This is a genomic window from Candidatus Kuenenia stuttgartiensis, from assembly GCF_900232105.1.
Lineage (GTDB): Bacteria > Planctomycetota > Brocadiia > Brocadiales > Brocadiaceae > Kuenenia > Kuenenia stuttgartiensis_A.
In genome coordinates this window covers 2179135-2200787 of sequence record NZ_LT934425.1, presented here as the reverse complement: position 1 = coordinate 2200787, position 21653 = coordinate 2179135, and the positions used below count along the sequence as shown (strand labels likewise).

Annotated in this window: 17 protein-coding genes and 1 pseudogene; 15 read left to right on the top strand and 3 right to left on the bottom strand. The window is 43.3% G+C overall.

The window, feature by feature from the left end:
* From zwf to KSMBR1_RS10080, 4 genes are all read left to right on the top strand, one after another.
* Positions 1-1527, top strand: coding sequence for a glucose-6-phosphate dehydrogenase (zwf, locus tag KSMBR1_RS10095; RefSeq protein ID WP_099325221.1), 1527 nt, complete (start codon positions 1-3; stop codon positions 1525-1527).
* Positions 1528-1557: 30 nt separating this feature from the next.
* Positions 1558-2292: a 6-phosphogluconolactonase gene (pgl, locus tag KSMBR1_RS10090; RefSeq protein ID WP_099325220.1), complete on the top strand. Its 735-nt coding sequence runs from the start codon at positions 1558-1560 to the stop codon at positions 2290-2292.
* A 471-nt stretch (positions 2293-2763) separates the two neighbouring features.
* Positions 2764-3756, top strand: a complete 993-nt coding sequence (gene hemB, locus KSMBR1_RS10085; RefSeq protein WP_099327032.1) for a porphobilinogen synthase — start codon at positions 2764-2766, stop codon at positions 3754-3756.
* A gap of 78 nt (positions 3757-3834) precedes the next feature.
* Complete coding sequence (locus tag KSMBR1_RS10080; RefSeq protein ID WP_099325219.1) at positions 3835-4608, top strand: hypothetical protein; 774 nt, start codon at positions 3835-3837, stop codon at positions 4606-4608.
* Between the two features lie 161 nt (positions 4609-4769).
* On the opposite strand, the gene KSMBR1_RS10075 is transcribed toward KSMBR1_RS10080, so the two are convergent.
* The 3 genes from KSMBR1_RS10075 to tatC all read right to left on the bottom strand — a co-directional run bounded on the left by KSMBR1_RS10075 (position 4770) and on the right by tatC (position 10612).
* A complete protein-coding gene (locus KSMBR1_RS10075; RefSeq protein WP_099325218.1) occupies positions 4770-6194 on the bottom strand; it encodes a TolB-like translocation protein in 1425 nt (474 codons plus the stop codon).
* Positions 6195-6625: 431 nt separating this feature from the next.
* Complete coding sequence (locus KSMBR1_RS10070; RefSeq protein ID WP_099325217.1) at positions 6626-8818, bottom strand: IS4 family transposase; 2193 nt, start codon at positions 8816-8818, stop codon at positions 6626-6628.
* 453 nt (positions 8819-9271) lie between these two features.
* Positions 9272-10612, bottom strand: a complete 1341-nt coding sequence (gene tatC / locus KSMBR1_RS10065; RefSeq protein ID WP_099325216.1) for a twin-arginine translocase subunit TatC — start codon at positions 10610-10612, stop codon at positions 9272-9274.
* A 255-nt stretch (positions 10613-10867) separates the two neighbouring features.
* Between tatC and ribH the strand changes: the two genes are divergently transcribed.
* From ribH to KSMBR1_RS10015, 11 genes and pseudogenes are all read left to right on the top strand, one after another.
* Positions 10868-11332 (top strand): 6,7-dimethyl-8-ribityllumazine synthase, encoded by a 465-nt coding sequence (gene ribH, locus KSMBR1_RS10060; protein WP_099325215.1) that lies wholly within the window; start codon positions 10868-10870, stop codon positions 11330-11332.
* 338 nt (positions 11333-11670) lie between these two features.
* Complete coding sequence (nusB, locus tag KSMBR1_RS10055) at positions 11671-12939, top strand: transcription antitermination factor NusB (RefSeq protein WP_099325214.1); 1269 nt, start codon at positions 11671-11673, stop codon at positions 12937-12939.
* Positions 12940-12990: 51 nt separating this feature from the next.
* Entirely contained in the window at positions 12991-14262 is a 1272-nt protein-coding gene (gene ftsY / locus KSMBR1_RS10050) for a signal recognition particle-docking protein FtsY (RefSeq protein ID WP_157820514.1), read from the top strand.
* On the top strand, positions 14259-14981 hold the full coding sequence (locus KSMBR1_RS10045; protein WP_099325213.1) for a succinate dehydrogenase/fumarate reductase iron-sulfur subunit: 723 nt from the start codon (positions 14259-14261) through the stop codon (positions 14979-14981). Before ftsY ends, KSMBR1_RS10045 begins: the two co-directional genes overlap by 4 nt.
* 81 nt (positions 14982-15062) lie before the next feature.
* The gene (locus KSMBR1_RS10040; RefSeq protein ID WP_230405716.1) at positions 15063-15686 is read left to right on the top strand and encodes an LOG family protein; all 624 of its coding nucleotides are present in this window, start codon (positions 15063-15065) and stop codon (positions 15684-15686) included.
* 190 nt (positions 15687-15876) lie between these two features.
* Positions 15877-17160 carry a [FeFe] hydrogenase H-cluster radical SAM maturase HydE gene (hydE, locus tag KSMBR1_RS10035; RefSeq protein ID WP_164994332.1) on the top strand — a complete coding sequence of 428 codons (1284 nt, stop codon included), beginning with the start codon at positions 15877-15879 and terminating at the stop codon, positions 17158-17160.
* A 180-nt stretch (positions 17161-17340) separates the two neighbouring features.
* Positions 17341-17442, top strand: a pseudogene (locus KSMBR1_RS23885) (type I restriction-modification system subunit M N-terminal domain-containing protein); the annotation flags it as partial.
* A 75-nt stretch (positions 17443-17517) separates the two neighbouring features.
* The gene (locus KSMBR1_RS10030) at positions 17518-17937 is read left to right on the top strand and encodes a restriction endonuclease subunit S domain-containing protein (protein ID WP_099325210.1); all 420 of its coding nucleotides are present in this window, start codon (positions 17518-17520) and stop codon (positions 17935-17937) included.
* A gap of 285 nt (positions 17938-18222) precedes the next feature.
* The gene (hydG, locus tag KSMBR1_RS10025) at positions 18223-19599 is read left to right on the top strand and encodes a [FeFe] hydrogenase H-cluster radical SAM maturase HydG (RefSeq protein ID WP_099325209.1); all 1377 of its coding nucleotides are present in this window, start codon (positions 18223-18225) and stop codon (positions 19597-19599) included.
* Positions 19600-19748: 149 nt separating this feature from the next.
* Positions 19749-20033, top strand: coding sequence for a GTP-binding protein (locus tag KSMBR1_RS10020; RefSeq protein ID WP_099325208.1), 285 nt, complete (start codon positions 19749-19751; stop codon positions 20031-20033).
* Positions 20034-20336: 303 nt separating this feature from the next.
* Positions 20337-20756: a CBS domain-containing protein gene (locus tag KSMBR1_RS10015; protein WP_099325207.1), complete on the top strand. Its 420-nt coding sequence runs from the start codon at positions 20337-20339 to the stop codon at positions 20754-20756.
* Positions 20757-21653: the final 897 nt, after the last annotated feature.

Below are 21653 nucleotides of genomic sequence, written 5' to 3'. Positions count from 1 at the left end.
ATGGGAAAAAAACCTATTGCGTCTGTTGACGCCTGTAAATTGAACAAAGATGTTTTAAGAAAAATCCCCAACCCAGCAACAATTGTAATTTTTGGCGCTTCAGGCGATTTAACCGAGCGGAAATTGATCCCTTCCCTCTTTCGGCTGGATTGTGACGGGCTGTTGCCTGAGAAGCTTGCGGTTGTTGGTGTAGCCCGCACTGAAATGGATAGCGAAGGTTTTCGCAAAAAACTAGCGGAAAGCATTGAAATTTACTCCCGCCACAGTAAAGACCGAATTTGCAAGTGGTCTAAATTTGAGAAAAAATTAATTTACCACCGGGCGGATTACGACAATCTGGAAGATTACAAAACCTTAAACAGGCTTTTGGTTGATTTAGGTAAAAAACAGGACATAGGCGCCAATTGCCTTTTTTATCTTTCTACGCCACCAATCCTTTACCCTGTAATAGTGAGCAAGCTGGGCGAGGCTGGAATGGCGCAACAATCGGATGAATATTGGCGCCGTATCATTATTGAAAAACCATTCGGGAGAGATCTTGCTTCCGCCATTGATTTGAACAACCATGTACATCAGGTCTTTGATGAAAGCCAGGTGTATCGCATTGACCATTACCTTGGCAAGGAAACCGTGCAAAATTTATTGGTATTTCGTTTTGGCAACGCAATCTTCGAACCGCTCTGGAGCCGAAACTATATAGACCACGTCCAAATTACCGTATCGGAAGAGGTGGGGCTGGGGAACAGGGCGGGATATTACGATACTGCAGGCATATTGCGCGACATGTTTCAGAATCATCTGCTGCAGTTGCTTACACTCACCGCAATGGAGCCGCCGGCTGGGTTTAACGCCACCTCTCTGCGTGACGAAAAGGTAAAAGTACTTAAAGCGGTTCGCCCCATTAAGCCGGAAGAGGTAGCTAAATATACCGTTCGCGCACAATACCGGACATATCGGGATGAAAAGGGCGTCGTGCGGGGGACGGAAACGGCAACCTTTGCTGTTTTAAAACTGTTTATTGATAATTGGCGTTGGCGAAACGTGCCTTTTTATCTGCGTTCCGGTAAGGCGCTTAACAGCAAGGTCACTGAAATTTCAATTCAATTCCGGCATGTGCCCCATTTAATGTTTCCTTTACCGCCCGAAGAACAATTGCCTCCAAATAAATTAGTGTTATGCCTGCAGCCAAATGAAGGAATGCGTTTGGGCTTTGAAACGAAGTTGCCTGGCGCCGGGATGAAAACCCGCACGGTAAGCATGGACTTCCTGTACGAACAGGATTTTGGTGAAAACATCCTGCCCGATGCATATGAAAGGCTTATTCTCGATGCTTTACAGGGGGATGCCTCCCTTTTTACAAGGAGTGATGAGATTGAATTGGCATGGAAAATAATAGACCCAATCATCCAGGGATGGGAAAGCGAATATGCCCCTCCTTTGGCGTTTTATGAATTGGGGACTTGTGGTCCCAGCAAGGCAGATGAATTTATAAAGGCTGATGACCGCAAGTGGAACCCCTGTATTTAACCCTAAACGATAACTATTTCACAACTGAACATGAATTACCATATCTTACCTGCCACAGATCTTATAAAAATAATGGCCGGGTATATCGTCCAATGTGCAAAAAAAGCGGTCTCTGAACGAAATCGCTTTCTTGTGGCTTTGTCCGGAGGCTCTATGCCCGAATTGCTGTTTCCCGCATTGACCTCAGAACCGGTCTTTTCTGAAATCAACTGGAAAGCCTGGCATGTTTTCTGGGCGGATGAACGCTGTGTACCACAGGTTAATCCGGAAAGCAACTATTATTTAGCCTGTAAGCATCTTTTCAATCATGTTGATATTCCGTCTTCCAGGATTTATACGCCCAATACCTCTGTGGGACCGACAGAAATGGCAGCCCTGTATCAATTAAAACTGCAGGAGGTTTTTCATATAAAAGGCGAAGAGTTGCCCCGTTTTGACCTTTTATTGCTTGGCATGGGAGAGGACGGGCATACCGCTTCGCTATTCCCAAACCATCCCCTTCTGAAAGAAAAAAACCGCTGGGTAGCCCCTGTATTTGACGCCCCCAAACCACCTCCGGAACGAATTACGCTAACCTTGCCGGTAATTAATAACGCCCATTGCATTATTTTTCTGATAACAGGGAAAAACAAGGCCGCTGCAGTAAAAAAAATTATTCTGGAAGAATCGGCGCCAGCGCCCTTGCCGGCACAAATGGTAAAACCCGTGCATGGCGAATTACACTGGTTCTTAGATGAAAATGCGGCCTCTGAACTTGGCAGATAGCATTTCTATTCAGAATTTCAGTAAATCCCGGGTCACAGGGGTTGCTTTTGTAAGAAATTCGCCGTTCTCCCGCGCACCCCGTTTTTTGTAACCGTTCATGGGGTCATGGCAAAACAATCCTGACAGGGTCAACACTACCGTACGTTCAGAACCCCTTTCTTGCGTTCTTTGCAACGGAAGACATGGCTCATGTTTTAATTCTGGCTCGCGTGCTCTTGCCTCATCAAAGAATTCCTATCACGTTTGGCGACAGTTCCGGGCGCCGCGCAAATATCCAGGTCAGACTGATTTTAGAAATTTAGCGGTAATTTGGCGTGATAAAATTTTAAATTATGGATTTTGAATTAATCTAAAATCTAAAATTCCTGTAAACTAACATGCGGTGAATGAGTAACTTTTTAATTTTTTTTTATGATGGTATTTACTATAATATTTTTATACTTTTACAAAAAATTTATAAGGAACGAAAAAATGAGCTTCCCGAAACAAAGATTGCGAAGATTACGTCAGAATGAAAATATAAGAAGGCTGGTGCGGGAAACGCATCTCTCTGTGGATGATTTAATTATGCCGCTTTTTGTAAGGCCGGGCAAGGGCATTAAACAACCGATACCCTCTATGCCCGGTAACTACCAGATGTCTGTCGATATTCTTACGGAAGAGGTAAAGGAATTGGAAGCAATAGGGATTCCCGGCATAATCCTCTTTGGCATCCCTGAAGTGAAAGACGAACTGGGCTCTGACGCATATTCTGATGCCGGCATCATACAGAAAGCAATTACGGCAATAAAAAAAGAGGCAAGAGATATACTGGTACTTACGGATGTTTGCATGTGCGAGTACACTAGCCATGGACACTGTGGATTCCTCAAGGCGGATGAACATACAGGACACTTTGAGATCGACAATGATAAGACACTGGAACTCCTGGCAAAAGAGGCGGTTTCACACGCAAATGCGGGGGCGGATATCATAGCGCCTAGCGATATGATGGATGGCCGCATCGGCACGATAAGAGAAGCGCTTGACCGGGAAGGGTTCCGCCAGATACCGATTATGGCATACTCCGCAAAATATGCTTCAGGATTTTACGGCCCTTTCCGGGAGGCGGCAGAATCTACTCCGGAAATGGGAGACCGCTCATCGTATCAGATGGACTCGCACAATGCGGTGGAAGCGTTGCGGGAGGTTTCTTTGGACATTGAGGAAGGAGCGGACATCGTTATGGTAAAACCAGCGCTGGCCTATTTGGATATTATCCGCAATCTGAAAGAAAACTTTAATTATCCTATCGCAGCATATAATGTCAGCGGAGAATTTTCCATTGTTAAGGCTGCGGCAGAAAAAGGATGGATTGACGAAAAACGTGTTGCGCTTGAAATACTCACCGCAATCAAACGGGCGGGTGCGGACATTATTCTTACCTACTGGGCAAAAGATGCCGCACGATGGCTAAAGGAATAATTTTTAAACACTTTCGTTAAAGTAGAAATTAAAGGGCTGTGTGCATTCTCCAAAATTGTATATGAGGAGGTGAATAGTATGAAGTATTTCATCGGTTCAATGATTGCTTCCCTAGTGATAGCGACTTCTTTTTGCGCAGGGGTATTTGCTGATATTTCGTATGCGGATTTGTTTTTAGAGGGAAAAGGGTATAAACCTGTACATGATACGTGGCAGATAAATACATTTCCCTTGAATGGTGAAAACAAAGATTGCATCCTGCCGGAAAGTTTGCTTTACCGGGAATGGTGCGCGAATACATTTGTTAATGGAGAACAAATATACGAAGCGTACAAAGAAATAGCATTTGCTTTGGAATATCACGCCGACCCCCCAAAAACAGATTATTGGCAAACACCCATAGAAACCGCACAACGGAAACAAGGCGATTGCGAGGACTCTGTATTTCTCTTCTTTTCACAATTGGAAAAATTAGAGATTGACGGGGAAATCGTATGGGGATGGGTAATAGATAAGAATAATCTGACCGCCTTTGCGCATGTATGGTATCAATTGTTTGATAAATATGGGGAGGCCTATATCGTAGAAGGTTTTTCCAGAGAATGGAATGGTATCATCCCCGCTGAACTTATTAGTAAAAATGAGGAGCGCATTCCTACTTTAAGGCTGGAGCACGCGGCGGTAAACAAGGTAGCGGAAGAAGACGCCGAAGATTTTTTACGGCCTATAGAACAATTCCAATATTCATGGAACCTGTATGCCATGAATAATATGGCTGCCATAAAGGATATTTTTTACAAATTGCAGGATATGTTTGGCAGATACAATGGGCAAAAGGCTGTTGGCTGGTAGTTTCACAGTATAGGGGTGAAGCATTTGCTATAAATTGTCATAAATGAGTTCGTGCCCGAACTGACAAATGCTTCTCCCCCTACTTTTTCAAAAAATGGAAATCTTCAAATTTTTTACCGGGACAATTCCACAACTACCAACTACCACAATTTGCCAAAAAGTTATTGAGTCCCCAATAATCCTGCCGCGTTAATTTTCTGGACATAGATATCCCAATAACTCTTATCCGTATTACGTTCGTCTTGCCACACAATAATTGCGCCGCCATTTCCGTCACCCACAATAGCTGAATAACATTGTGTATCCTCTGCAGCGCTCACCAGCGTACCGTTATTGTTCCAAAGGGAATTGCCGCCGGAATCAATTCTTTGTGCATAGATATCAAATGATGAAGATCGATTATCGTTCCAGGATAAAATAGCGCCGCCTGCGCCATCCCCGGCGATTGCTACATAATTCTGAATGCCGGCTTCAATACATACAGGCAATCCGTCGTCCTTCCACAAGGAATTTCCTTCAAGGTCAACGCGTTGAGCGTAAATATCATATTTTCCGCTGCGTAAATCCCACCATGCAATAATCGCGCCCCCTGCTCCATCCGTTGCAATCACCGGATAATCCTGTTTTTCCTGTGCGATTGAAATGGGAATGCCGTCCGTCTCCCATATGATGTCGCCATTTCCATCCAATTGTTGTGCAAAAATATCGGTATTGTCATTTCGCATATCCATCCAGGCAATGATTGCGCCTTCCGCGCCGTTGCCAGTGATAACGGGATAGCTCTCGTGTCCCCGCGCACCGCATACGGTAACGCCTGCTTTGTCCCACAAAATACTGCCGCTGCTATCGATTCGCTGGGCATAGAGATCGGCGAATGTTTTTCTGAAATCCTGCCACACGATAACAGCGCCACCGTGGCCATCTTCTACGGCAACGGGCGCGCTTTGGGACCCATATACCAGACAAACAGGAACGCCATTCTCTTTCCACAATACCTCTCCATTGTGATTGATTCTCTGTGCATACAAATCATCATAATTTGTCCTGGTATCCTGCCATATGATAATAGCGCCGCCTGCTCCGTCCGTAACGATGCACGGGCTGTCTTGCTCATTAATTTCATCACATACCGTTATCCCATCCACTTTCCACAGGGGACTTCCGCTTGCATCAATCCTTTGCGCATAAATATCACTGTCACTAATCCCGCGGCGCAAATCGTGCCATGTAATAATAACGCCGCCTGCTCCGTCGCTGATAATTTTCGGCTGCCTCTGGTTTTCTTCTGCCAGGCACACAGGCACGCCATTTTTCTGCCACAGCACATTTCCCTTTGCATCAATTCGCTGTGCAAAAATATCAAAGTGAACATTACGGGTATCTTCCCATACTATAATAGCGCCGCCTACGCCGTCACCTATCGCCTGGATTGCGCTTTGTTGTCCCTTGGCAGTACAAATTGCCGTATTCTCAAGAGGACTGGTCGACCATGCCGCTACGGCAAGGTTTTGAAAAAACAGTATGGAAGAAAATAGTACAGCAATATATGCTGCCTGGCATTTGTGCAGTTTTACTGATTTATACATTTTAATCCCTTTCAACGAACTTCAATGTTTACCTATACGAAAACGGCATAAAAATTGTTTTGTAACTTCTCAATAAGCTGTGGTTTTTATAATAATTTCTACAGACTGCCGTCTGTAATTTGCCGACTGCCAACTGTACAGCATTTCCCATTAATAAGGAAGCAAGGGGGTTGTTTACCTCAACTTATTGGTAACTATTCAGCGTAATCTATTAAACTACCGAAGCACAACTCGTTCTCAAACCTTGTACTGAACATAGTGAAGTGTCTGTTTGGGAACGTAATGGCACGGGAAACTACATTCGCGGGTTCCGGTTTGTAACCCAATGTCATTAAGTTAAGCAACCTGCCAGAAAAGTCCCCCTTAATAAAGCTAATCTTTACCCACAAATTTCAAGAGCACCGTAGTTGTACGGCCAATTGAGCTGAAGGCTAAGTGGTGTAAAGTTCGTAAGCAACTTCAATATCAGCCAAACGTGACATGCCTCGCCAAAGTACTTCACTTCCGGGATGGCCATCACCACGGCGACCCAGATGACCGCCAAGTTTACCTAAAAGCCGCACGGCATCATTGAGGCTTGGAGGTAAATCAGGAGGCTCCTTGACCTTGTTCGCAAAAGTTGTCAATGCTTTCCATTCAGAATCGCTGAAGTAGACAGTACAAGGGACATCAGGTGTTTCTTGTCCTAAAGTAGTCAGGTAATGGATACGCCAAGCTATAATCATATCAATGGCCAAAGCGTTGCATAGACGACGAGCACTCTCCAACTGCCGGGCCTCGACACGACAACCGCTCTTGATAATACGATGATAACACTCAATACCCCATCGGCGAGCATACCATTCCAAACGTTCGTAAGCATCTTTTTCTTGCTTAACCGCAACTGTGGTTAACAGCATCCATTCTAACCCATCAATTCCGATAGGCGGATTGACTTCCTGCGCCAGCACCGCCCACACCCTGACCGCAGGCATATTCTTTTTTAGCATAGGTGGGCGTAGCGTAACAGGCATCGCCGGTTGCTGTTCCAGTTTAGTCCACAAAAACTCGCATGATTCTTTATCATCAACAACCTTTCTATTGCGCGAACGTTCTGCACGGATCAGCAACTGAGCGCCATCAGGCGTATTATACTGCTCAGCGAATACCTCGTGAATATCGGCCTCACGATCTGCCACAACCACCAGCAAAGATTTGTTTCGACAGCGTTTCTGTACTTGCGATACTGCATGGTAACTCTCCACCCATTTCCAGCTTTCCTTCTCTTCGATAGGCTTCTTGTGTCGTTTATGTTTGCTGCCTATTCCGTCCCGCGCCCAGCATTGCACATTCAGAAGTCCCAAGGGTGTGCCACTTTCAGTAAACGCCATCGTATCATGCACCATCAGTCCACGAACTTTTTTACTCTTAGTACCTATCGGCCCTAACCCCTGCGTATTCGGATGTGTGCTATAATTCAGAGTCGTAGTATCTTGCGCTACCAAAACCAAACTATTCTCCTTCACACGCTCTTCCGTGGCCTCATAATGAGCTTGCAATATCGCCTTCCAATCTACATTCTCATTGTCAAGGAATCGGTATGCAGCCTTAGTCGCACTGACTGAGCCGCACGCCTGCGGAATGTTTGCCAAAGGTTTGTCATAAAACATACCTGTCATTTCTAAAAGTCTTGAGGTCAATCGTGCATCGCCCAATTTTGTTCCTCCAAGTTCCGCTTCTATCCAATCCCGAGGCTCTTTTTGTGCCACTCTTTGGCGAACATGTACTTTGCCATCGGCACAACAACACAACACCGCCTGCCATTTCTTTTGCAACGGCATAACATAAACGTCTTTGACCGTTGCACCTGTTCCTTTTCGTCCTCGACCTTCCGTGCCTCCTACATACTTCCAGTTAGCTGCCAGATAACAGCTTCCGGAAAACCGTCCTCGTTCCACATAGGTTTCTAAAAGTACAGGACGATATTTATACACTCTTTCCCAATCATCTACCAAACGTGTTTGGCATTTTGCCAATACATGCGATGCCAAACATTTTACTCTTACCGTAGGCGCTATTAAATACCGACTGTTATTGATAACAAACGTATGATTCCGCTTACGTGCTTCCTCCGTCCATCCTATCCACTCGTCGCGACTTTCCACCCGTCTGGCACAGGCACTATAACTTAGCCCTCCTATCCATCCGTAATATTCACTGCGTACAAGATACCGAAGTTGCGCCCCGCATAGGGGCCCACTTCCAAGATAATGATGCGCTTCTAACATGCTACGCCAAAGTTTCGAATGGATTCTCGTTGTAACCCGTATAATCTCTACGTCACCCAACTCCGCTAGCTCGCATGACACTTCCGCAATCGGAGGCGCCTCCGCAGGTTTATTGACTTTTTGAAATGCATAATGCCTGTTCACCTTTGGAAGATTGATCTCTTTACGACGATCCAATTCCAACAACGCCTTGCGACAACTCATCTCTTGCAAACGGCCCGCTTGATTCCGCCAGTCCATCCATTCGCATACCAGACGCGACAGTTTACGACGCGATAGGCACGGTTCCTTTTGGATAGTTTCTGATAAACGCTTTATTACATCATCTGAAAATATTCGACCTCCTACTCTATGCATGTACACAGTGTAACATACGGTTAACACGGTGTCCAGCAAAAAATATGGGTCATCCCCAGTTAATAAAGGGGGAAAAGGGGGTTGTTTTTAATAAAATAATTCTTAACACCTTAGTTATTTGAAAAATTCAAGGGGATATAAAAAACAATGTAGCCCCTTTAGGGGCGGTCTGTTTGTAGCACAATAAAATTCAACAGGTAAATAGCTCCGTAGGAGCGGCCTGTATATGATTGACAGGAAGACAGGCCGCTCCTGACGGAGCTAATATCTGTTATGGTATTCTATCTACTACAAACAGGTTGCTCCTACGGAGCTTATCGGTAATACGTTTTTTTTTAAACCAAAGTGTTACAATAATTCTTAACTTAATGACATTGGTTTGTAACCTGAACCCGCAGGGAGTCGTGTAATGTTTACGCTGAATAGTTATACTTATTGAGGAGTTCCGCTGTTTTATTCTTTGCCCTGTACATCCGTTATGATGCCTTCAGACCAATCAATTATGGAATGAATATCCACGGGTTCTCCCCCGGCAGCCATTTTGCGCTGTCTGCCCTCAAGCAATTTTTTTGTTTCACCTTCCAGCATTAATGTGGCTTCTCCCTTTACCGCAGTAACAATAGTGGCGTACTCCGTTATCCGGACATTAAAAATTCCGTTATCTGCCACAATCTTTCCATTTAGGGTAAGAATCTCCAGATTTTTTTTCAAGTTTGCAAGGGAGAGAAATATTTGCCCTTTTTGGAGGTTAATTTTCCATGGATCAATAAAGTACATTTCGGTATTCGAATCCATGTTTACGCCAATCCCATTTTTAGTCGAAAATGAAGACTTCTCTCCGTCGCCGGTTTTGAGAACAACGCCGCTATGGAAGCGGTCAACAGAGGATACCTTTTTCCACTTATGATCTTCGGCCTTTTGTAATTGCATATTCCCATAGACGCGGGAAAGGTCTATCATTCCTCGTGTATGTGTAAAATAAAAATATGCTGCCGCGAGGGCGACAATACCAAGCCCAACAACCATACCAAGTAAAATAAACCCCTTTTTTGTTGGTTTTGCCACGAGTATCCCTAATTCATACAACAGGATCATTGGGGCGGCTGTCATTGTCTGGGTAAAAGGGTCTGGCGGTGTTACTATGGCAGCAATAATGAAAATAACAAGTATTGAATATTTTCTCCACTTAATAAAGTTATCTGCAGATACGAATCCTATCTTTGACAAAAGCAGCATTACAAGAGGTAGTTGAAATACCAGCCCAAGCGCGACCGTCAGCAGGAAAACAAACGACACATATTGTTGCATCGTAATGATGGGTTGAATGCCGGGGCCAAGGATGCTTATTAAAAATTGCAAGCCAAAGGGGATTAATAAATAATATCCGAAAAGCCCGCCCATAACGAAAGCAATGTATGAAACCGGGAAGAAAACGAGAATGTACCTTTTTTCCTTCGCATACAGCCCCGCGCTGACAAATCTCCATGCCTGATAAATGATAAGGGGATACATTAAAAAAATGGCGCTGATGAAGCACAGCTTCATGTATGCGTAAAAACCTTCCTGATAACTCAGCACTTGCAATTCGGTGGAAAGTCCCAGCTTATGCATAGCAATGCCATGAGGCCGCTTTACTATATCCAAAATGTGCAGCTTAAAGACCCAGCATAATATAAAACAGAAAATAATTGCGATGATAGAATAAAAGACTCTACGCCGCAACTCTTCCAAATGTGAGCCTAAAGGCATCCTGGCGTCTTCGATTTTCCCGTACTCTTCCTCTTTTATATCCACACAAAACCTTATTATTTCTCTGCGATGCTACTCGTTTTCTAATAAAATAAAGAGTTTCATAATACATCGATATTTCAGAAATTACAAGGAACAATTAACACCTCAATAAGTGCAATAGGTTGCTTTATTAAAAAGGAAAAGCCTTGAAAGATTTTTTTGTATATGTTAACATCCTACCTTTAAAATAGCGATTTTTGGTCTTTACTTTTATCTCAACCTTATTCATATTTTTAGTGAATTCCGAAGGAATCATTTATGGGCGTTGAATATCAGGGGAAATTAATCGGTACGGGCAGGACCTTTGGGATTATCGTGAGCCGATATAACGGTTTCATCACAAAACGTTTACTGGAAGGCGCGATTGATGGTCTTGTAAGGCATGGGGTAAAAGAAGAGGATATTGGCGTTTTTTGGGTACCCGGCGCTTACGAGATTCCCATTACCGCTCAAAAGGTTATACAAAGAGGAAAGTATGATGCCGTTATTTGCCTTGGAGCGATTATTCGCGGCGAAACGCCCCACTTTGATTTTGTAGCCAGCGAATCAGCGAAAGGCATTACGCAGATTGGTTTGTCCTCCGGAATACCGGTCATCTATGGAGTTATTACAACAGAAACGTTAGAGCAAGCAATTGACCGTGCTGGTGCGAAAACAGGAAATAAAGGCACAGAGGCCGCTTTATCGGCAATAGAAATGGTGAATCTCTTTGATCAAATATAAACCGGTAGCAAACATTATACGTTATCCCTTTTTCAACACTTCTCCCACCAGACGCCTCGATGTAAAAAAAGTACTGCATACTCAAGGAGTTCACAAAAGGATATTTCCCAAATGCTATAACCAGTTATTAAAACAAAAGTTATGAGTAAACATAGAAATCCCTGTTTGTAAGCCCTTACAGTATATTTTCATGCTGCCGCATGACGATTATTGATAATAATCCCGCATGTTCCCATTTGTGCAACTATTTATTTTCCCTTTATTCATCAAACTCAGAGACACATCATTATTCTTCATTAATTATGTTAATTTTTTTTATTTTGGTCTGAAAGTATTATATGCGCAACAGAACAATTGCCCGCGAGCTTGCCATTAAAGCGTTGTATCAGCTCGATTTACTCGGAGACAAAGCGGAAACGGAAATAGATGAATTCTGCCGGCAGAATGCGGAAAAACCTGATATATATAAGTTTGCCCTGTTGCTTGTCACGGGCTGCAGATCTCATGTAAAAGAGATCGATGAAAGAATTTCACTTTCCGCGGAAAACTGGGATTTGCACCGGATGGCCGTCATTGACAAGAACATCCTGAGACTTGGCGTGTATGAGTTGCTCTATAGAGATGACATCCCACCAAAGGTTTCTATTAATGAAGCAATAGAACTTGCCAAAAAATTCGGCGATAAAGATTCCGGGATGTTTGTTAATGGTATTTTAGATAAAGTATACAATTGGCTGAAAAACGGAAAACAGAAAGACACGATACAAGAGGAAAAAGCCCCTGATTTTGGCATTTCCGACTTACATATACACACAAATTTCTCCGATGGCACTGCAACGCCGGAAGAGGTTGTTGATGAAGCCATACGACTGGGTTTATCCGCAATTGCCATCACCGATCATGATACTATTCAGGGATTTTTGAGGGCAGACAAATACAATAAAGGGGGGAATTTGCAAATTATTCCCGCCATAGAAATTTCTGCATTTCTGGACCCTTCAGAAATACATATTTTAGGTTATTTTATTGATATTCATAATGATGCATTAATTGGATTAATGAAAAAGGCACGTGAGGACAGAATTGAACGTATTTACAAAATGATAGAAAAACTGCACGGGCTTCAGGTAGAGATCAATCCGGTTGAAGTGTTTGATCTTGCAGGGGAAGGTTCACCTGGACGTATGCATTTAGCAGAAGTAATCTGGCGCAACGGATATACCAGCACATTAGTGGATGCCTTTTATAAATACATTGGTGATAAAGCGCCCGCATATGTTCCCAAAAAAACCTTAACTCCACAAGAGGCAATAGAGCTGATAAGAGAAGCGAAAGGGGCTCCGGTGCTTGCCCATCCGGGACTTACACAACGGGATAATTTAATTGAGGACCTTGTAAGGTATGGTTTGCAGGGAATAGAAGTGTACTACCCTGCATATACTAAAGCTACCGTGGAGAAATACCTCAAACTCGCAAAAAAATATGACCTTGTGGCAACCGGCGGTTCCGACTTTCACGGAAAAAGAAAGGTTGACACTCCGATAGCAAAGATCTCTATACCGGGGAACCTTGTGAAACTGTTGAAACAGCGATGCCGCAATAATTGATTTTTTTTTAACATTTGAAAATACAAAAATACAAAAACAGGACAGGAATATATGGGAAAAACACAAAAGACTGAAGTAAAAAACGGCATTCAAAAGACCAAAAAGAGCCTTTGGTACCGCATCATAAACTACACCGTTGAACCGAGAAAAAAGGTTGTTATTGAAGAAGAAGGCACGATACGGCTGGTACCTTTTGATCAGGTGCCTGTGCTTGCGGAAAAAGCGGTGGTGGAAAAGCACGTTCCTGCTGAAACAGCCGTAGTGGAAAAAGCGCCTCCGGTGAAACCGGTTTTCGCCCCGCCTGAAATGTCTGTCCTGGAGAAAGCACCACCGGAAGAGCTTGTTGTTCCGGAAGAGATACCGGTTGTTGAGGAAATAAAAGAAAAACCCGTTATCAAAAAAGAACCTGTTGCTGTGCCGGGCAAGTTAAAAAAAGGGCTCGAAAAGACACGGGGCCGGTTTTGGCTGCGTTTAAAAGATTTTTTATCATTCAGACAAGGCATTGATGAATCAGCTCTTGAAGAATTGGAAGATATTCTCATTGGAGCGGATATAGGGGTGCGTCCGGTACAAAAACTTATCGAAGAAATACGCGAGGCATGGAAAGAGAAAGCAATTACCGAAACATCACAAATAAATGATTTTATCAAAGACCGCCTGAAGGACGGTTTGCATTCGTGGCAGACGGATATTCAATACGCAGATAAACGGCCTACCGTCATTATGGTAGTTGGCGTTAACGGGGTGGGCAAAACTACCTCCATCGCGAAGCTCGCGAGTTTTTTGATGAAGGAAGGCAAAAAGGTAATGCTTGCCGCAGGCGATACTTTCCGGGCAGCGGCAGTAGACCAACTGGATATCTGGTGCAAACGCATCGGGGCAGATATTGTAAAGCATCAAACGGGTTCTGACCCCGCCGCTGTCGCATACGACGCCATGGAAGCAAGCATCGCCCGTGGTGTTGATGTTTTAATCGTAGACACCGCAGGACGTCTCCATACCCACGATAATCTTATGAAAGAACTTATAAAAATAAAGAGGGTTATTAAAAAAAAAATACCCGATGCGCCGCATGAGGTATTACTGGTGCTCGACGCAACTACCGGACAAAATGCTATTTCACAGGCCAGGATGTTCAGGGAGGCCGTGGACGTCACCGGAATATTTCTGGCAAAACTGGACGGTACGGCAAAAGGCGGCATAGTGCTTGGCATGTGCAATGAAACAGAAATCCCTGTTAAATTTATCGGGCTTGGAGAACAGGCGGACGATATTGAAAGATTCAACCCGGACTTGTTTGTAGAAACCTTATTAGAACAATGACAAACGATACCATTTCCTTTAATATCTTCCGGTTTAATCCGGCCAGCGATAAGGAAGCATATTTCCAAAAATATGAAATACCGTTTACGAGAAAAGATCTCACTGTGCTGGAAGGGCTTGTTTACATTCAGCAGCATAGGGATGATTCTCTCGCCTTTCGGTCGTCCTGCCGTGCCGCCGTTTGTGGTTCATGCGCCATGCATATCAACGGGAAATACCGGCTTGCCTGTAATACTCTTATTTCCAAACTGAATACGAAGACGGTTACCATTCGCCCCCTCGCCCACATGGCAATACAAAAAGACCTCTTTGTCGATATGAAACCCTTTTGGGAAAAGTACGAGCAGATAAAACCATACCTCATGCCCGGAAGGCCATTGCCCTCTGAGGGGGAACAAATACAGAGTACGGATGAAAGATCAAAACTGAATGGGTTAATAGACTGCATATTGTGCGCATGCTGCCACTCTTCCTGTCCAATAACAGCGATGCACGAAGATTATCTGGGGCCAATGTCTTTTCTCAATATTGACAGATTTGTTTCCGACAGCCGGGACGGAGCACGGCAGGAACGGCTGGCTATTGTAAACAGTGAAAACGGCGTATGGCGCTGTCATTCTGTGTTCAATTGCCAGGAAGTATGCCCGAAAGACTTGAATCCTACTGGTTCTATCACAAGCTTGAAAAAAGAAATTGTAAAAGACAAGATAAGAAGTTGAACAACTTATAGCAAATGCTTCGCCCTTACACTTGTTGGAAATTTTCAAAATACTAAATTGTTATAAAAACTCTTTTTTGCAATGAACAGAAATTCAATGGACATGGAAAACAATATTCCCGTAAAACGTATTTGCGTATTTTGCGGGTCAAACAGCGGACAACGTCCCGCATATAAGGATGCGGCAAAAAAACTGGGAAAGGCACTAACCGCCCGCGGCATTGGGCTTGTATACGGAGGAGGCAGTGTCGGGCTCATGGGAGTTATTGCGGAAACCGTTATGCGCGAAAAGGGAGAGGTTATCGGGGTAATACCGAAGGCGCTTTTTTCCAGAGAAATTGTTCGCCGCGAAGTAACGGAATTTCACGAAGTTGCCAGCATGCACGAGAGAAAGACGCTGATGGTACAGTTATCCGACGCCTTTATCGCTATGCCGGGCGGATGTGGCACGATGGACGAATTTTTTGAGATTGTCACATGGTCGCAGTTGGAATTGCACGCAAAACCGATCGGCATACTTAACGTAGAAGGATATTTCGATCTGTTGCTGCAATTTATAGACCATATTATCAGAGAACGCTTCGCAAGACCGGAACATGGCCAGCTAATTCTGAGGTCGGACAACCCTGATGAACTTTTACAGATGCTTATTCAAAAAAAAACCCTTCCGCCGTCTGGTAAATTGATAGATTGGAAAGAGAGTTAAAAAAAAGAACTCTTGTAACATTTTAGTTTTTTGAAAAATTCCAATAATAGCGATGTTTTCCGCATAGTGTAAAGTGTAGGGGCGAAGCATTTGCTATAAATTATCATGAATGCGTTCATACCCAAACGGGCAAATGCTTCGCCCCTACTTTTTCAAAAATCTAACCTGTTGCAAACAAAGAGGTTTTGTTATGTGCCTTACCATTCCTGCAAAAGTACTATTCGTTGAAGATTCACCCGATAATTTGCCTGCAAGAAGAATTACTATTCGTGATTCAAAAGGCGAAAGATCGATAATCGCATTGCTTACTGACGTCCATGCCGGTGACTGGATTCTTTACGCCTCTGATACGGCGGTGGAAAAAATAAGCGAAGACGATGCGAGGGAAATACTGGATCTCCTTGAGCCTAAAAGTTATGTAGATATTTCGAAGCTCGATGCCGCATTTCTGGAGATACTCAAGGCTTGCCACACCAGAGAGCTTAAACGCGAAGAGATAATAAGGCTTCTCAGCACCAGCGAGGATGCGGAGATGACCGCCATGTTTTCAGAGGCAAATACCATAAGACAGGCAAGGCTAAGGGATTTTTTCTGCATACACGGCATAGTAGAGTTTTCAAACTATTGCGTCAGGAACTGCCTATACTGCGGACTCAGAAGGGACTCAAAAAATGTCCGGCGTTACAGAATGACGCCGGATGAAATAGTAAATTCCGTGTATGACGCCGTAAACCACCGCGGATATAAACTTATAGTTCTCCAGTCGGGCGACGACTTATCCTATACCAACGAGATACTGTCCGGGATCATCAGAAAAATAAAGGAGAAGTGTAAGGTTTTTATATTTATGAGCGTTGGGGAACGAACGTCAGAAGGTTACAGAAAAATGAAAGATGCCGGGGCAAACGGCGTTCTGTTTCGTTTTGAAACTTCAAACAAGGCGCTCTATCATTCCCTTCACCCCGGCCAGTCATTCGATGATAGGATTGCGCTACTCATGGAAATGAAGAAGATGGGATATTTTATTGCCACAGGGTTTCTCATCGGGCTGCCCGGACAGACGGTTGAGGATATAGCGGATGATATAATAACTATTAAATCCATTGGCGCAAACATGGTGACCGCAGGCCCGTTTATACCCACAGACACCACTCCTATGGCTGTGCATCCGGCGGGTAGTGCGGCAATGACGCTTAAGGTAACGGCCGTTTCAAGATTGCTGATGCCAAAGGCAAAGATACCGGTCACTACCGCCCTTGAAACCATTGAAAATGAAGAAGGAAGACGGCTCGGACTCTCTTCAGGCGCAAATTCGCTTATGTTTAATCTGACGCCTGAGAAGTACAGGGGCGACTACAGGATATACCCAAATAAGTATCACGGGAAAGAAGAGATTTGGGAAAAATACGGACTTTATAAAGAAACACTTAGCTACAAGATGCTTGAGAAAAAGATGGCGGAGGCGTTTAAATAACCATATCGGCAACCACGGCGCTACATATACAGATTGAAGATTATTGAAAGATTGACAAATGAATGATCTGGATACAAAGAAGAGTAAGCCTGTCGACTATTTACACGGCTTTAAAAACATGACTAAAAAACAACTTGAAGACAATCTCTGGGGGCAGGGGCAGCCAACATTCTGAGAGGAATGATTGCTGCGGCTGATTTTAAGCAATAAATTTTTCCATTACTGTTTTTCAAACGCATCTCTGATGTTTGGGATGAAGAATTTAGAAATGCTATGGAAGAACAGGAATTAAAAATTATCAAACGTCCGTGAAAGTTTTGTTTGACAAACTGAATTCAATTGGAATAGAAACAGGAAATGATTGAACCTGATAAATCAAATTGGAATGAAATAGCCATAGGTTTCATTGCAGATGAAATCAATGAAGAAGTTTTGTCACCTGCAAAATCTGGTTGTGAAAGATTTATAAGACCAGAGGATTTAGATGCAGGACAACTGTTTATTAAAAATTTCAGAAGCCCTGAAGATATAGGTTCGGGAAAATTATGTTATGAAGGAGACATAATTTTTGCGCGAAGAAACGTTTCAATTTTTCAATTCAAAAGAAGATCTTCTGTTCTAACTTTTGATGCGGTTTGTTCAGATGAGTTAACTGTAATTCGGGAAAACGAAAAAATACTCACTAAAGGTTTTCTCAATTTAATTCTTAACACAACAAAACTTTGGAATACGCTATTTCTAAATCAGTCGGTTCTGTCTCAAATGGAAAGAGGATGAAAAGGCGAACTGAAAAGATTATTGCCGATTAGCTGTGTCATCTAAAAAGCTAAACAGGCAAAATGACAGAGCTGATTTGTTACAGATGATTGGCAAACGCCCTCAAGGCTTATGGAATCGAACCAATGGTATGGAGTAAAAGAGAGGGATATATAGAAAAACTTGTTGCTTAAGGAATAAATACCAATAATTTAGATGGAAAATAAAAGTTAAAACCAGTAGGAATTAATTGATAAATGAAGAAAGAGCCTTAAAGAACTGGTTATTGTTTTGAGATTATGAATCATGCAAAAAACATTTATAGACGAAGATAGATTTCAATCCTTGCTCACGAATACCCCCTCACCGTCGACGGCTATGCTGGCGGATGTTTTAAAAAAGGGCAGGGAGCTGAAAGGGCTTACCCCTGAAGAAGCGGCGATGTTGATAAACGTCATCGATCTGGAGTTAACCGAGGAGATATTTGACGCCGCCCGTTACATAAAAAATGCCGTATACGGCAGCAGACTAGTGTTCTTCGCCCCCCTCTATATCAGCAATTACTGTGTAAATGATTGCCTATACTGCGGCTTTCGTGCAGGTAACCCTGCAATGAGAAAAAAACTTACCATGGATGAGGTAAGAGAACAGACGGGCTGCCTCATAGAAATGGGACATAAGAGAGTCCTTCTTGAGGCAGGAGAGGATATCGGAAATAATCCGGTCGATTATATCCTTGATGCAATAGATGCCATCTATTCTGTGAGGAATGAAAAGGGTGAAATAAGAAGGGTCAATGTAAACATCGCCGCAACAACGGCTGAAAACTACAGAAGGCTAAAGGACAAAGGCATTGGAACATACCAGCTATTCCAGGAGAGTTATCACAGGCCTACCTACGAAAAAATCCACCATGGTCCTAAAAGTGATTACCGGAGACAGTTGTATGCCCTGGACAAAGCCTTTGAGGGCGGGATAGATGACGTAGGGATGGGCGTACTCTTCGGACTCTATGACTGGCGGTATGAGGTGCTGGGGCTGATATCCCATGCCGCTTACCTTTTTGATACGTTCGGAACCGGCCCGCACACCATATCCATACCAAGGCTCAGGCCCGCCCATTCGGTTAATTTGAGACCCCCTTCACCTGTAAGTGACAGCGATTTTCTGAGGCTCATAGCAATCCTTCGGATCGCCGTTCCTTATACAGGCATGATAATAACCACAAGGGAAAGTCCTGAGATCAGAGAGGCGGCATTCCGCATCGGGATTACGCAGGCCAGCGCCGCCTCAAGCACTACGCCAGGCGGATTGGGGAAGGGAAGGCCAAAAGGGGCTGGACAGTTTGAGCTGTCGGACAAGAGGAGTCTGGAAGAAATAACCGTGAGCGCCATGAAGGAGGGCTTCATGCCCAGTTTTTGCACCGCCTGTTACCGCAGGAGCAGGACAGGCACGGTGTTTATGGAACTTGCAAGGCCGGGAGATATCCAGGAATTCTGCGGGCCTAATAGCATACTTACACTTATGGAATATATGGAAGATAACGCGTCTCCGGAAAGCAGACATTTAGGGCTGGAGATAATAAATAAGACACTGGAAGCAATAGAGAACGCTTCTATAAAAAAGCAGACAGAGGATAAGCTTGCAAGGATAAGAAACGGGGAGAGAGATCTGTTTTTTTGACCGGGATCAAAACATCTGATGAGTTCGCCCGGTTCCGGAAAAGACCTCTATTGTTGAAAAAATCGCAGAACTTCTCAAAGACAGGGTGAATATAGCCGTTATAGAGGGCGATATTCAAACCGACCTGGATACTCAAAGGATAGCAAAACATGGTGTGCCCTGCTGAATATGACCTTGGCGAGGATATCAAGGTGGTGGTAATGAGTGTGACGGAGGGTGACGATAAACCGCTTAAATATCCCGCCCTCTTCAGAGTAGCCCGGCACCTTCTGATAAACAAGGTGGACCTTCTTGCGTATACTAATTTCGATATGGAAAAGGCAAAGCGAAACGCATTGGCAATTAATCCGGAATTAAATATAATCGTAACGTCCTGTATCGATGGAACAGGTGTCGGGATATGGATAGAAAGTATTTTGACTTCAATTGTCTAAAAAAGAAACACTTTCCGTCTCCCTTTGGGAGCCAAAGTCTCAATGATACTGGTCTCAAATCATTTACACGAAATGATTTGTTTGCCTTACCCGGATTTTTTATATAAGATAAACACATTGTAATTGCCTTCTTACAATGGTTAATTGATAGTAGTAAACTTATGACGATTTTTTAATATACGTGTTCTGTTGTAATCTTTGTTTAGTTCCGGCCTGTGCTGGTTAGTTATCAGAAAAAAGCATTTTTTCACCTACAAACCATTTTTCTCTTACTTAATTTGTGAATCTTTATAAATAATTACGATGAAAAATCTTGACCCAATTTCTCATGTCATAACGGCAAATGTACACACCGTATCCATAGATCAAAAACTGAGTACTGTACGTAAAATGATGGCAGAAAACCAAATTCATCATGTCCCTGTGGTAAATGATCGAAAACTTGTGGGTCTTATCAGCGCTACCGATATGTTAAAACTCAACATCGCATCCGCAAAAACGAATACTAAATTACTTGATGAATTAATTGACCAACAATATACCATAGAGCAGGTTATGCAGAAAAACTTAGTTACTATTAATATCAGGGACTCGATGAGAAAAGCTGCACATATTCTGAGTAATGGGCTATTTCACTCACTCCCCGTCATCGATGACGACCGCAACCTTATCGGAATAATTACCAGCACAGATTTGATCAGATACCTGGCGAAATCATATTAACCTTTCTGTGTAAGAGATTATAACGAACAACGAAGCATGAAGGAGTAACCACAGATTAATTGGCGCAGCCTTTGGCTGCAAACAAATTCAAAATGACAAAAAACGTAACATTTTAGCTTTTTGAAAAATTCACGGTATAGAAAAAATACCATGTAGCCCCGTTAGGGGCGGTCTGTTTGTAGCACAATAAAATTCAATAGAGTAAATAGCTCCGTAGGAGCGGCCTGTCCGTATTCAGGTAGACCTGTTTAATATGGATTTACAAGAGACAGGTCGCTCCTAATTGCAGAGACAGGTTTCAAACCTGCCTCTGCGATCTGTTATAATATTCTATTTTGCTACAAACAGGCTGCTCCTACGGAGCTTATAGGTAATACATTTTTCAAAAAACTAAAGTGTTACCAAAAAACCCAATGCTAGAAATTTTACGTAACACTCATTTAATCAATGCCTTACGGTTGTACATTTTGAAAAACTAGCAGAAAAACAAGGATTTGATGGATAGTAGTACAGATTAAAAATGCACATGGCGGGTTCAGGTTTGCAAACCAATGTCATTAAGTTAAGGTTATTTGATTGAAAACAACCCCCTTTATTCCCCTTTTCTAAGGGGGACTTTTGCGGCTGGTTGCTTAAATGACATTGGTTTGCAACCTGAACCCCCACGTTTTATATTGTTCCTGCCTGCCCGGTAGGGTGACTTGGCTATTAAATACATAGAGCGCTATTCGCCAAATAAATTAGGATTCCTTTGGCAGCGACTTTATTCTGTTGTTGATGTTAATGTAGAGACGCATGCGATGCGTCTCTACAAAAATATTGAACTTCTTACGCTGGACAAGCCAGAACCAAACAAGCATGAAGCACGAAACAAATTCCAAAGCGCCCCAATTCCCC

Coding starts and splice junctions, on each gene's coding strand:
- KSMBR1_RS10070 (WP_099325217.1), bottom strand. CDS start 8,818: ATGCATAGAGTAGGAGGTCGAATATTTTCAGATGATGTAATAAAGCGT.
- KSMBR1_RS10040 (WP_230405716.1), top strand. CDS start 15,063: ATGAACAGAAATTCAATGGACATGGAAAACAATATTCCCGTAAAACGT.
- KSMBR1_RS10080 (WP_099325219.1), top strand. CDS start 3,835: ATGAAGTATTTCATCGGTTCAATGATTGCTTCCCTAGTGATAGCGACT.
- nusB (WP_099325214.1), top strand. CDS start 11,671: ATGCGCAACAGAACAATTGCCCGCGAGCTTGCCATTAAAGCGTTGTAT.
- hydE (WP_164994332.1), top strand. CDS start 15,877: ATGTGCCTTACCATTCCTGCAAAAGTACTATTCGTTGAAGATTCACCC.
- KSMBR1_RS10075 (WP_099325218.1), bottom strand. CDS start 6,194: ATGTATAAATCAGTAAAACTGCACAAATGCCAGGCAGCATATATTGCT.
- hemB (WP_099327032.1), top strand. CDS start 2,764: ATGAGCTTCCCGAAACAAAGATTGCGAAGATTACGTCAGAATGAAAAT.
- ftsY (WP_157820514.1), top strand. CDS start 12,991: ATGGGAAAAACACAAAAGACTGAAGTAAAAAACGGCATTCAAAAGACC.
- ribH (WP_099325215.1), top strand. CDS start 10,868: ATGGGCGTTGAATATCAGGGGAAATTAATCGGTACGGGCAGGACCTTT.
- KSMBR1_RS10020 (WP_099325208.1), top strand. CDS start 19,749: ATGGTGTGCCCTGCTGAATATGACCTTGGCGAGGATATCAAGGTGGTG.
- KSMBR1_RS10045 (WP_099325213.1), top strand. CDS start 14,259: ATGACAAACGATACCATTTCCTTTAATATCTTCCGGTTTAATCCGGCC.
- hydG (WP_099325209.1), top strand. CDS start 18,223: ATGCAAAAAACATTTATAGACGAAGATAGATTTCAATCCTTGCTCACG.
- KSMBR1_RS10015 (WP_099325207.1), top strand. CDS start 20,337: ATGAAAAATCTTGACCCAATTTCTCATGTCATAACGGCAAATGTACAC.
- pgl (WP_099325220.1), top strand. CDS start 1,558: ATGAATTACCATATCTTACCTGCCACAGATCTTATAAAAATAATGGCC.
- KSMBR1_RS10030 (WP_099325210.1), top strand. CDS start 17,518: ATGATTGAACCTGATAAATCAAATTGGAATGAAATAGCCATAGGTTTC.
- zwf (WP_099325221.1), top strand. CDS start 1: ATGGGAAAAAAACCTATTGCGTCTGTTGACGCCTGTAAATTGAACAAA.